Here is an 11,806-nt window from a genome sequence, read left to right on the forward strand (position 1 = left end):
TGATGTCCTTATTTCGGTAGTTGGTCGAGTACGCGCAATACGTCCGTGATGCGCTCGTTCAGTGCCATGTTATACAGGGAGTAGATGCCGGCCATGGCCGCCACAAACAGAGCTGCAACGCCCCAGACGGGCATGCCGCTGCGCAACCGGTTCCGGGTTGGCGTCACGTTCGCCCGGGCATCCGCAAGAGGCGGCTGGTCCTGTTCCTCCTGCAACGCTTTCAGTTGCTCGTGCAGGCCACGGACAATCCGGTCGTATTCATCCCGGCCGTTTTCCATCACCTTGTACCGCCCTTCGAAACCCAGGGAGAGGCACAGGTAGATAAACGACAGCATGTCGCGATAACGGGCCGGTTCCTGCTCCATCCGGGCAAGAATGGCAAAAACCTTTTCCCCACCCCAGGTCTCGTTGTGGAAGCGGGACAGCAGGGAGTGCTGAGACCAGACGCTATGGGCGCCCCAGTCCGTTCCCAGCACGGCCTCGTCGATGAAGGCGCAGAGAACGTACCGATAGGCGACAACAACCGGCCGGTCGTAACCCTGTTCCACCAGTTCCCGGTCGATGGCAGCGATTTCATCCACCACCTGCTGGTAGAGGGTTTCCACCGCGCGATAATCCGCCAGCCTGCGTATCCTGATCACCAGGCCGAGCAATGGTGTGGCGGCGTCAATCAGGCGGTTATGTTCCAACCCTCTGAGCTGGAACTGCTCGTCAACCTGGCCTTCCCTGTTGCCCTCAGCTGCTGCCCGGCTGTCGGCAAAAATCAGATCACTGAACGCACTGCTGCCGGAATTCCTGCTGCCATTGGGTAAGTCCATTACCTGTGCATCTGCCATGATTTAGCTCCTGATTGCCCAGAACTGCATTTCCATACCCGGGAAACTGCCGGCCACGTGGAACGCGAAGCCGCTGGCGTTGTCGAGCATTTGCCAGGCCTGGCTCTGGTCGTCCAGGCGGAAGTACACGAAGCCGGCGTGGTACGGCAACTGTCGGGGTGCAACCGGTAACGCGGCGAGCGGAATTCCCGGCAGCTGCAGGCTGATGAGATCCCGGATTTTTTCCACAGAGGCCACCTTGCACTGCTGAGTAAACTGCTTGCGCAGATCGTCCAGTGGCATGTCGGCTTTGACCGCCAGAATGAATTCCGCATCCCGGACCAACTGGGCATCCTGGACCGGGGCCACGGTCAGGCCGTACTGGCGCTGCTGGAGCTGGATAGCCAGGGCCCTCGGTTCCAGAACCGTGCTCAGGGACTGCCGCAGAACCTGCATGAGCGGGGTAAAACAATCCTCCGGGAGATCGTGGTCATAGGCCGGGTACTCCCTCGGCAAGCGTCCTTCATCGGTAAAGGTCACCAGCTCGCCACACAGTTCAAGCAGGGCTTCGAACAGCCGTTCAGGATGCAACTGGCGCAGGCGGGCCAGATGCATGAACCTGGGATGGGCCCGATTCAGCATCTGCAACAACATGAAATCAGCCACGTCGGCAACACCGCCCTGCCCCGGTGCTCCGACACGCTCGGCGATATTGCGTGCCCGTTCCCGCATCAGTCCCGCCATTTCACCGACAAATCTCTGCAGCCTGGGCGCGGCTCGCACACTCAGCATGGTGGGGAGGAAGTTCGGATCCATCACCAGGCTTCCGTCCGGGCGCTTTTCAAGAATCCGACCGATAGCCAGGGCCGCATAGGCGCTGCGATCTTCCCGCTCCAGCATCAGGCGGGGCGCCACGCGGCCCACATCGATGGTATGGGCATCGCCGTCGATCGAATGCAGATCCCGGATTTCCCGGGAGTCGGCACGGAACCGGCCGGCCACGGGGGCGTCCGGCCATTCCACTTCCGCCAGGCTTTCACTGCCCAGCGGCAACGCCAGGTAGACGACCTGATTGGCCACTGAGGCATCGGTGATTTCCATCGGTTCAGGCATCACGTCGTCCTGGGGCAGACTGAAGCGGGTCCCGTCCGGGAACAGGCCGGATGCCCGCACCAGGCCAACCCGGCCGAAACTCAGGTACTCTGCGTTCAGTTCCAGATCGCTGAAGCCATACAGATAATCTGAGATCGCGAGTGCCCGTTCATTGATCTGATGTTCCAGATATCGCTGCTGTTGCTGGAAGTGTTGGGGTTTGATGAACAGACCATCACTCCAGACCACTCGATTGGTTACGGTCATCAGGTGTCATCCGAATGCTTGAGTTGAACTTCCCGCTCCCGCAGGTTCACCAGCAGGTTGTAGCGACCGCCGATGGGATCCACCTTCACCACCTTCTTCCATTGGGACAGGTTGGGATAGGCATAGAAGGCGATCACGCCGATGAACCGGGTATCCTTGCCAATTTCAAAGGGTTCGATGAACTTGAACTGGCCCGGCACCAGGGAGTAATCGCTGTGATCGACATAGTTCTGGCCCAGTGACGACTCGAGGTCACTCAGTAGCTGGTCGAAATCCCCGGCCATCAAGAGTGAGCTGTCGCGCATCTCGATGATCTGAAACGCAATGGGCGTGGGTGCCAGGGATTCATTCGGGTTTACATCCGGTTCGGCCACCATGGTCAGACCGACCCGGCTGGGCAAATCCTCCGGGTATCCCACCGGGATATCCGGGTCCCAAAGCACTTTTGCGGTTTTGGTGACCGCGTTATAGGGTGTGCTGCATCCGGCAAGCACGAAGACGATGGCCAGCAAACTCCATTTGCAGGTCTTCACAACGGGTTCTCCCTCTGTAGTTGGCGCAGGTTCTGGTCGTAAGCCTGTTCGAACACTTCCTGGAACAGGCGCTCGAATCCCTGCTGACGACTGGATTTCAACTCTCGGTAATAGTGCTGGTACATATCCCAGGCCCAGCGTCCCTCGTCCTCGTTCTGGCGCAGTCCCCGACGGTAACCATGGAAACGACGCAGCAAGGCCTCGGGAGAAAAGGCATGCAGGATGGCCTCCAACGCCTCGCTGATGGCCTCACGGGTGGCCTGCTGGTGGTGATTCAGGCTCTGCAGACTCTCCCGCACCGCCGCCGGCGCCGACAGGTGAACCGGGCTACGGTGGCTGGCGAACAGGGTCTGCACCGTATCTTCATAACCCTCACCCAACCGCAGTGGATTATCCTCAATGGGTTGCAGGCGGGTTCGCAGCGCCTGATGCCTGCTGTCTTCTCCCTGGTGCAGCGCCAACAACCCTTCCACGGTCGCCTTCAGAGTCTGCCCCGCTTCCTCCAGGAACAGACGCATCTCATCGCTGTCAGCAAAGTCCAGCCCGGCTTCCATACCCCGCAACAGGGGGGCGCCACTGATGTGTTTGCTGCTCTGATCTGAAGCCTCCCGGCGATCAGCGCTCTTTGCAATCTCAGACATCCTGTCTTTCTCTCCTTTGCGAACGGGTAGGCCCATTGCTACGTCGCGGTTTTCACGGTACTCATCCGAAACATGCCTTTCAGCGGCGCGCCAGGAGGTCTCACTGGCCATCAGCGCGTCAGTATCCGACTTCTGTTCGTCCGGCTGCCCGCTCCAGGGCGCCAATGGGTCATCACTGACTGCCTCCCCGGATACCGGGGCAAAATTCTGCAGCGGCTCCGGGTTCTCGGTCTGGCTGGTCAGGTCCTCGGCCCGCACCAGCGGCCCTTCATCAACATCAATCAGTTGCCCGGCCTGCTCTGCCTCACCTGTCTCAAGCAACGGGTCGCCAACAGCCTCGGCCAACTCGGCACGAAGTTGATAGCGACCAATACTGACGGTATCGCCATGATTCAGTCGTGCCCGACGGCCCCGACCCACAGGCTGACTTGCGCTATTGATGTAGGTCCGGCCACTGCGATCAATCAGGCAGAAGCCGCCGTCCAGAAAACGGATCTCCGCGTGGCCGGGAACCGCACCCGTTCGCTGGGACGATAGCCGCCAGGTATCACTGGCTGCTGTACCGATAGAGCCGCCGCGAACGCTGAAACAGTGCTCGATGGTTGCCCCACCGCGGGCAACGGTCGGATTGGTGACTGTCAGCTTGAGGCCCGCAGCCTGTTGTTCATCCATGAATGCCTTCCCTGCCGGGTTTACCGGCGAATCTGAATCCGGACCGCCGGTCGGCGCCGAGCCTTTTCCGGGGTCACGAAGGAATTCCAGCCCAGCCGGACATCTTCCCCCAGCTCCATGGGGCGGATGTCTTTCGGACGCATTTGAAGCTCCAGGTCGTAGGCCAGTTGCTCCCGTGTAGCGAACTCCACGAGTTTGACCAGGCGCTGGTGGTCCTGGCCATTGGGCAGGAAATCCGCAAAGCGCTGTCGGCTGAGATTCCGCAACCGGAGCACGAATTTGCCACTGCGATCCCGAATGGCGGATCCCACCAATATGTCGCTGCCCAGACAGGCGTTGGCCTGGCCCAGTCGGGTCTGTTGATCATCGGCGATGGCCACCTTGCGCAGGACCCACTGTTCAATACTGACATCGTCCAGATCGAAGCAATGGGCAACGATGCCGCTCACCACCTCCGGCGACCGGCTGCGACCGGCCATCAGGCCGGAATAGGCCAGCATCTTGGACCAGTTAACCGGTGTTGCCTCCCGCAACCGGCTGTCGCCGAGTCCTATCAGAGCAAAGATCAGTTCTGAAAAGCCGTCCGAGGCGCCGGGTTGAAACCGAACGTAGTAGCGATACTTGCGCCACGCACGGTGAAACAGCGTGACCAGGCGATGATTGAAAAAATCAAGAAAATGCCGCCGGATGCCCAGATTCTGTCCCGCTTCCCAGGCCAGATCCTCCAGGTAATAGCCCGGCAAAGGCGACTGTGAGCCGTGCAACCCCAGAAAGCTGACTTCCATCTGATACGGGGCATGCTCGTGCTCCGGGGACAGCGCCGAAACCACATCGCTGCCAGGAAACCCCAGCCCCGCGGAGGCGGAAAACCGGATCCGTTCCTGGCAGGGCTGGTCGTCGCTGTTTCGCTCCAGATCATCCCCGTGGTGCCGGTGAATCAGATCCACCAGCTGGAAAAAACTGTATCGCCGCGCATTGCCCAGAACGGGTTGCAGCTCGGCTACATCAGCGGCTGCTGACCTTGCTGTAACGTCCATGTGTACCGTTCCTGATTATCGGTGTTCACCACTTCCAGTTGGTGAAATGCGTTGATACTGGCGTAAAGAGCAAAGAACTGGCTGAGAACCGTACCAAACAGGTAAAGATCACCCTCCGATGCAAAGGCCTGCTGGTCCAGTTTCAGTACCGAGCGGATCCCCCGCACCGGCAGGCCCTTGACCATCCGGTCAACCGGAGCCGTCTCGATACCGGTAATGCCGGCCAGACGTTTCTGGGACACCCGCTCCGCCTGACGGTCCACCAGAGCCCGGAAATCATAGACCCGCAGCACCGTGCGCAGGGCATCCACATCGAGCATGGACAGGTAATTGAGTGACAGATTCGAGATCAGCGTCCACAACAGGCTGCCATCCAGGGTTGGCCGCAGGGTCGCGGTGGGCCGGGTAATGTTACTGAAGGTGGCAAACGCCGGCGTGCTCTCGGTCGCCATGCAGATTTCGCCAACCGCCAGCTGGCTGGGCAACTGGCGGTTGGTACAGGTCAGGGTCAGGGAAACCGCTTCTTGCCGGCTCAGGCACTCGGATTCGTCGCCCCGGACAAATGACATGTAATGATCAAAACCGTCCCCGCGCACGCTGTCCCGGGCCCGGACCCGGTAGTACAGGGCGGTACGTCCCCGGTCCCGTTCCACCTCATGCTGGAAACTCTCGAAGGCCGTGTAGATGCGGGGCTCACCGCGCCCGGACCGACCCTCCAGCCAGCCTTCCACCTGCTCGATGCTGAACACCTCGTAGTGGTCCGGGGAGCGGCTGGAAGGCGAAATCCGGTATTCGGTCTGGCGGCCGTTCAGGTCCACCGGTTCGCCTTCATGGGTAAACAGGTTCACCGCCGGTGTGCAGTAGAGCTGAAAATTGTCTTCCCGCACCTTGGCGTCCGGCGGCAGGATACGGCTGAAATGGAAACGCAGGCTGATTTCGTCCGCCTGCAGCGCAGGCAGCCGGCGTGCCAGGCCGTGGATGTCCACGAAACGGAAGGCCTCAGGGAAGCTGAGGTATTCCTGCAGAATGCGGTAGCCGGGGTAGGCGTTCTTGGGATATGGCAGCAGAGCCTCTTCATTGCCAAAACCCACAGGCTGCAACAGCGAGGCAGGCAGGCGGTAAACAGCGTCGCCCACCACCAGATCGATGTGTTCCAGATAGTGGTTCAGCCAGAGAAACAGGGTTTCGGCGATATGACTCTCGCCGCCCAGATAAAAGCGCAGGCTTTCCATACCCAGTGACGACAGGGGCTGATCGGTATGCAGCGCAAGGTCCACGGTGACAGACGAGACCTCGCGTGAGTGTTCGGCATGGGCCGCGGCAACGCTCACGGGAAATACGTCCACCGCGCGGCAGGTGCGGAACCGGCACTGGGTCTGGCGATTGGCATCGCCCAGAGGCCGGCTCTTGATCTCGGTGTGGCGGTCTACCCTCTGGCGCTCACTGATTGCATGCAACTGCGGATCATAGCGCATGATCGTGCAACTGGGTACCGGCCGCAGATAATTCGGCCACAACATGTTCAGCAGCGAGTGCGTGATTTCCGGGAACTCATCTTCGACTTTTTCGCGGAGTTTCCCGGTCAAGAAGGCGAAGCCTTCCAGTAGGCGTTCCACATCTGGGTCTGTGCTCTGCTCGGACAGAAACCGTGTCAACTGCGGATGGGCATCCGCGAATTCCCGGCCCTGGAGCCGGAGAAAGCTAAGCTCGTCCCTGTAAAATCGATTTAACTTCATCGTTACTGCACCTTGTCTGGCTCCGAGCAGGGGTGTGGTTGGTCTTTTGGAAAGACCAACCACACCCCTGCTCTCATCCTTGCCTTCAAAACAGTCCGGAGCAAATACCACTCAGTTTGCCGGAGGGGGTGGGGATGCTTTTCTGGCGGGAAAAAGATGTCTGAGCAAAGCGAGTTGTTTTTCCCAGAAGAAAAGTGTCGCCACCCCCTCCTATCCCTGCTGTCTAAATCACGCGGTAATACCGCTTGTCATCCAGAACCAAATCTATGGTTGTTTTGTCGTCGTTGTCACCGACGTTCAGATAGACCGTCACCTGAAACCGCAGCTGCAGCGGATCGGGTCCCTGGGGCAGATTAACCACATCCACCCGCTTCACCCTGGGTTCGAACTTCTCGATGCACTGCCGGATCGCGCCACGGATCTGAACACTCAGATCGTGGGTGCCGAGCGTGGCGTCATTGAAGTCCAGCAGGCCCAGGTCCGGTACGCTGGCACTGTTGCCAGGGTGGGCATTCAGCAGACGAACCAGGTGGCGCTTGATGGATTCAACAACTTGAGTGACGTCTCCCATACTCTGGGCGGCCGGTTCGGCAGCCTGCTCAAGTCTCTCGAACAGGCTGCCGCTGCCGGCCTGCGATCCTTCGCTGGCCGGGTGCTGGAACACGGATTAATCCTTGTCCAGCCGGCCAACCAGTGACAGTTCGAAGTTGGCACCCATGTACTTGAAGTGGGGCCGAACCGCCAGGGACACCTGGTACCAGCCCGGATCACCTTCCACGTCAGAGACGGTGACCTGTGCCGCGCGCAGGGGTCGACGGCTGCGGACTTCCGCGGGCGGGTTTTCCTGGTCGGCCACGTACTGGCGTATCCAGGTGTTCAGCTCCCGCTCCAGGTCCTGGCGCTCCTTCCATGAGCCGATCTGTTCCCGCTGCAGGACCTTGATGTAGTGGGCCAGGCGATTAACGATCATCATGTAAGGCAGCTGGGTACCCAGCTTGTAGTTGGTTTCCGCTTCCTTGCCTTCCTTGGTGTTCGGGAACTGCTTGGGCTTCTGTACCGAGTTGGCGGAGAAGAACGCCGCGTTGTCGCTGCCCTTACGCATGGTCAGGGCAATGAAGCCTTCGTCGGCCATTTCGTACTCACGGCGGTCGGTGATCAGCACCTCGGTCGGGATCTTGGCTTCCAGTTGGCCGAAGGATTCGAACAGGTGCACCGGCAGGTCTTCCACCGCGCCGCCGCTCTGCGGACCGATGATGTTCGGGCACCAGCGGTACTTGGCGAAGCTTTCAGTCAGGCGGGTGGCCAGCAGGTAGGCGGTGTTGCCCCACAGGTAATGCTCGTGGTCCGCCGATACGTCTTCCTTGTAGTTGAAGCTGCGCACCGGGTTTTCGGTAGGATCGTAAGGTACCCGCAGCAGGAAGCGCGGTGAAGTGAGGCCCAGATAGCGGGCGTCTTCGGATTCACGCAGGGACCGCCATTTGGCGTATTTCGGGCCTTCGAAAACGGCCTTCAGTTCCTTGATGGCGGGCAGTTCCTGGTAGCTGTCAACGCCAAAGAACGATGGTGCCACCGAGGACAGGAACGGAGCATGGGCCATCGCTCCGACAGATGACACGTACTGCAGCAACTTCATGTCGGGTGTAGACGGAGTAAAGGCGTAGTTGCCAACAACCGCGCCGACCGGTTCACCCCCGAACTGGCCATATTCCGTGGAATAGATGTGCTTGTAGAAGCCGGTCTGGGTAACGTCCGGCGCGAACTCGAAGTCTTCCAGCAGCTCGGTCTTGGTGGCGTGGAGGATATCCACCTTGATGTTCTCGCGGAAGTCAGTGCGGTCCACCATGAGCTTCAGGCCACGCCAGGAAGACTCCAGTTCCTGCAGCTTGGGCGCGTGCAGGATTTCATCCATCTGGGCGCTGATCTTTCGATCCAGCTCAACCACCATCTGGTCCACCAGAGCCTTATTGACCGGTTGGCCTTTCTCATCGCTTTTCAACAGGTTGGCAATAAACGTTGCCACGCCCTTGCGAGCGACATCGTAACCCTCATCCGCCGGTGCCATACGGCTGTTGGCCATGACCTGGTCGAGGAGAGAGCCTTCAGTGACGGATTCGGAGGCAGCAGATTGCTGCACAGCAGTATCAGACATACCACATCCCTTTAGTACGTTTTGAATTCAGTCGGAAATTATGAGCGCGCGCTCGCTTACTCGTTGCTGTCGGTGGCCAGTTCCAGTTCGGCCAGCAGCTTGTCCCGGGCGTCGTCGTTGTCCAGCAGTTCCTGCAGTTTGGAACGGAACGACGGTACGTTACCCAGTGGGCCTTTCAGGGCCACGAGGGCTTCCCGCAGTTCAATCAGCTTGTTCAGCTCCGGAACCTGACGGGCAACGCTGTCGGGGGAGAAATCATCGAGGGTCTGGAATTCCAGGTTTACCGGCAGTTCGTCGGCTTCCTCATCCAGCTTGTTGGTCACGGTGGTGGAAAGGGTCAGGCTGGCTTCCTTCATAACCGAACGGAAATTGTTCTTGTCGACGGAAATGGCCTTGCGATCTTCGATGGGGGTTTCTTCGGCGTGTCCCTTGAAATCGCCAACAACGAACATCTTCAGTGGCAACTCGGTTTCTGCCTGCTGATCTCCGGTGGCGGGGACGTACTTGATATTGATGCGCTCTTTAGGCGCGACGGAACCGTCTTTTGAAGACATGCGCTTGCTCCCTGTGCAAATCATTTGCAATTGTTCAATCCCTTGTACGCGCCCTCCTGGCGCGCAACGAACAAAACTCTACACAGATCATTTGCCTTTCTCAAGCAAAAACTGGCCAGCACTTTTCCGGAATGTGCGCCCGGGCAAGCTTTTGCCAGAATGCCCGGAATTTCCTTCCCGCCGCTGGTCTACGAAGATTCAGTCAATGACGGAGCCTATGGCTGTGGCTATACTCGCCCAACAAACAGGACCAAAGTAAAACCATAAGGAGATCAACATGAGTGACCTGAAAACCCGCTTCGATGAAGCCGTCAACTACATCCAGACCGCTGAGGGCGACTTCAAACCCTCCAACGAGATGAAACTGGAGTTCTACGCGCTCTACAAGCAGGCCACCGAGGGCGATGTGTCCGGCAAGCGCCCGGGCATGATGGATTTTGTTGGCCGCGCCAAGTTTGATGCCTGGGAGAAGCTGAAAGGCATGTCCAGCGATGACGCCATGCAGAAGTACATCGACAAACTCGAAGCCGTGAAGTAATCGCTTTTCCAGCCCAGACTCTGGTCATGAAATGACCAGAGTCAATCTTTCTCTACAAAGCTTTGCGCTCGTAAATCTCTTGTCATAAGATGCGCCCAAAATAACAAGACCAATTCATCAGCAAGAGTTATTTATGGACATCACGGAAGCGCTGGAACAGTCCCAGCCAGGCTTGGTGGCACGGGTCAAGGACGCAATCCACAAGCACAAGCTCAATCAACGCTCAGAGCAAACCTACCTGCACTGGATCACCCGATTCGTACTGTTTAGCGATCTGAAAGATCCGGATGCGCTGGCCAATGAAGACCGCCAGCTGTTTCTGGAATACCTGAGCGATCGCATGCGGGTCTCCCGGGCGCGTTTCAATCAGGCCAGCCAGGCCCTGACATTTTTCTATGAAGATGTATTGGGTAAGACGCCCGCCGGAGACAATGGCTGTGCCGCAGCCTGATAGCCTGTCTCAACGCTCATTCATATTGATGTTCAGAGCGTCGTAAGTGCGGTTCTCGGGTGGGCGGATCACGTAGTTGTTGCTGTGGGTCTGCCCGGGAATGGACTTGGGATTGCTGAACCGGAACTCCACCGGAATCTGTGAGCGACCCAGGTCCGTGCGGCTATCGCCGGGGCGAAGGCCCAGCGGATCCAGGTAAAAATCGTCCTCAACCCGGGGCTTGAGCGGAACACCGGCAGCCGGCGCCGTCAGACCACCTTCGATAACGGTATTGGCCAGAGTTTCCTCTTCTATGGAATTCAGCTGGATGGTGTGGATGGTTGAGCGCTCTTGGTACTGGAAAGCACTGTCTTGTTTATTGCTCTGGGCAACCGCCACACCGGCAGTAAAAGCTGCTGTCAAAAGCCCAGCCGACATCAGTGCCGTGCTTACCCTGTTCTGAACGTTTCCCGCGTCTCCACGCATACCCATGGCATTTACCCCGGCAGACGATCCTGTCTGCGTACAGTTGTGACAAATTTTGATCAGTTTATCGACAAATTAGACAACCTGCCCGGGCACTCGGCAATTTTGTGACATCATTCACTTGTCGTCGGCGGGCGCCTGGTAACGAATGCCAACCACGAACACCGACTTCCAGCCTTCCGGGGTGCGAACGCTCACTTCATCGTCCAGGCGCTTGCCAATCAAGGCCCGAGCCAGGGGCGAGTTGATGCTGAGATAGCCTTTGCTCAGATCAAACTCATCCGCACCTACCAACCGATAGGTCTGTTCCTCACCGTCCTCGTCTTCCACCGTCACCCAGGCACCAAAAAATACCTTGTCCCGGTCATCTGGTAAACGGTCAACGACGGTGAGCTCTTCCAGGCGCTTGCTGAGGAACCGAACCCGACGGTCGATCTCCCGTAATTGCTTCTTGCCGTATATGTACTCGGCATTCTCGGACCGATCGCCAAGAGCGGCGGCTTCACGCACGGCCTGGGTGACTTCCGGGCGCTTTACCTTCCAGAGATACTGCAGTTCGTCACGCAAGGCACGTTCGCCTTCCGGCGTGATGTATCTCGGGCGAGGGCCGCCATTACCGGGAACCTGAGTCATTGGTCTCGCAACATCCTCTACCAGTTGGCAATCAGAAAATGGAAGGGCATAAAAAAACCCCGTAAAAACGGGGTAAGGCTAGCGCTGTGCTGGAGGGAGAAGCAAGCAACAAATCTGCAGGCTTCCAAAGCTACAGTTTCAATTATGCACAGCGTGGATTACACCGGCGTGGCCGAGGAATTACCTTTTAGTCAGGGAAACTACCAACGCTGGCCCTGGGAAT

13 protein-coding genes are annotated in these 11,806 nt (G+C 58.5%); 2 read left to right on the forward strand and 11 right to left on the reverse strand.

All coding sequences use genetic code 11. The features are described from left to right. Positions 1–8 precede the first annotated feature (8 nt). The 9 genes from icmH to tssB form a co-directional block, all read right to left on the reverse strand. Positions 9–836 (reverse strand): type IVB secretion system protein IcmH/DotU, encoded by an 828-nt coding sequence (icmH, locus tag KEHDKFFH_RS06865; protein WP_104321227.1) that lies wholly within the window; start codon positions 834–836, stop codon positions 9–11. 3 nt (positions 837–839) lie between these two features. Next, positions 840–2,174 (reverse strand): type VI secretion system baseplate subunit TssK, encoded by a 1,335-nt coding sequence (gene tssK / locus KEHDKFFH_RS06870; protein WP_104321228.1) that lies wholly within the window; start codon positions 2,172–2,174, stop codon positions 840–842. After that, positions 2,174–2,707 carry a type VI secretion system lipoprotein TssJ gene (tssJ, locus tag KEHDKFFH_RS06875; RefSeq protein ID WP_104321229.1) on the reverse strand — a complete coding sequence of 178 codons (534 nt, stop codon included), beginning with the start codon at positions 2,705–2,707 and terminating at the stop codon, positions 2,174–2,176. Before tssJ ends, tssK begins: the two co-directional genes overlap by 1 nt. Then, positions 2,704–4,020 (reverse strand): type VI secretion system-associated FHA domain protein TagH, encoded by a 1,317-nt coding sequence (gene tagH, locus KEHDKFFH_RS06880; protein WP_104321230.1) that lies wholly within the window; start codon positions 4,018–4,020, stop codon positions 2,704–2,706. The genes tssJ and tagH overlap by 4 nt, the downstream gene beginning before the upstream one ends. 20 nt (positions 4,021–4,040) lie before the next feature. Further along, positions 4,041–5,057 carry a type VI secretion system baseplate subunit TssG gene (gene tssG / locus KEHDKFFH_RS06885; protein ID WP_104321231.1) on the reverse strand — a complete coding sequence of 339 codons (1,017 nt, stop codon included), beginning with the start codon at positions 5,055–5,057 and terminating at the stop codon, positions 4,041–4,043. Further along, positions 5,021–6,793 (reverse strand): type VI secretion system baseplate subunit TssF, encoded by a 1,773-nt coding sequence (tssF, locus tag KEHDKFFH_RS06890; RefSeq protein WP_104321232.1) that lies wholly within the window; start codon positions 6,791–6,793, stop codon positions 5,021–5,023. Before tssF ends, tssG begins: the two co-directional genes overlap by 37 nt. Before the next feature lie 223 nt (positions 6,794–7,016). After that, entirely contained in the window at positions 7,017–7,457 is a 441-nt protein-coding gene (gene tssE / locus KEHDKFFH_RS06895) for a type VI secretion system baseplate subunit TssE (RefSeq protein ID WP_104321233.1), read from the reverse strand. A 3-nt stretch (positions 7,458–7,460) separates the two neighbouring features. Continuing rightward, a complete protein-coding gene (tssC, locus tag KEHDKFFH_RS06900) occupies positions 7,461–8,942 on the reverse strand; it encodes a type VI secretion system contractile sheath large subunit (protein ID WP_008175710.1) in 1,482 nt (493 codons plus the stop codon). A gap of 56 nt (positions 8,943–8,998) precedes the next feature. Further along, complete coding sequence (tssB, locus tag KEHDKFFH_RS06905; protein WP_104321234.1) at positions 8,999–9,496, reverse strand: type VI secretion system contractile sheath small subunit; 498 nt, start codon at positions 9,494–9,496, stop codon at positions 8,999–9,001. A gap of 277 nt (positions 9,497–9,773) precedes the next feature. On the opposite strand from tssB, the gene KEHDKFFH_RS06910 reads away from it, so the two are divergent. Then, positions 9,774–10,034, forward strand: a complete 261-nt coding sequence (locus KEHDKFFH_RS06910; protein WP_104321235.1) for an acyl-CoA-binding protein — start codon at positions 9,774–9,776, stop codon at positions 10,032–10,034. 133 nt (positions 10,035–10,167) lie between these two features. Beyond that, positions 10,168–10,485 carry a site-specific integrase gene (locus tag KEHDKFFH_RS06915; protein ID WP_104321236.1) on the forward strand — a complete coding sequence of 106 codons (318 nt, stop codon included), beginning with the start codon at positions 10,168–10,170 and terminating at the stop codon, positions 10,483–10,485. A 9-nt stretch (positions 10,486–10,494) separates the two neighbouring features. On the opposite strand, the gene KEHDKFFH_RS06920 is transcribed toward KEHDKFFH_RS06915, so the two are convergent. Together KEHDKFFH_RS06920 and greB are read right to left on the reverse strand one after the other, a co-directional pair. Continuing rightward, the gene (locus KEHDKFFH_RS06920) at positions 10,495–10,956 is read right to left on the reverse strand and encodes a hypothetical protein (protein WP_104321237.1); all 462 of its coding nucleotides are present in this window, start codon (positions 10,954–10,956) and stop codon (positions 10,495–10,497) included. Between the two features lie 111 nt (positions 10,957–11,067). Continuing rightward, positions 11,068–11,583, reverse strand: coding sequence for a transcription elongation factor GreB (gene greB / locus KEHDKFFH_RS06925; protein ID WP_104321238.1), 516 nt, complete (start codon positions 11,581–11,583; stop codon positions 11,068–11,070). Positions 11,584–11,806 lie beyond the last annotated feature (223 nt).

Source organism: Marinobacter maroccanus, from assembly GCF_002933275.1.
Classification (GTDB): Bacteria; Pseudomonadota; Gammaproteobacteria; order Pseudomonadales; family Oleiphilaceae; genus Marinobacter; species Marinobacter maroccanus.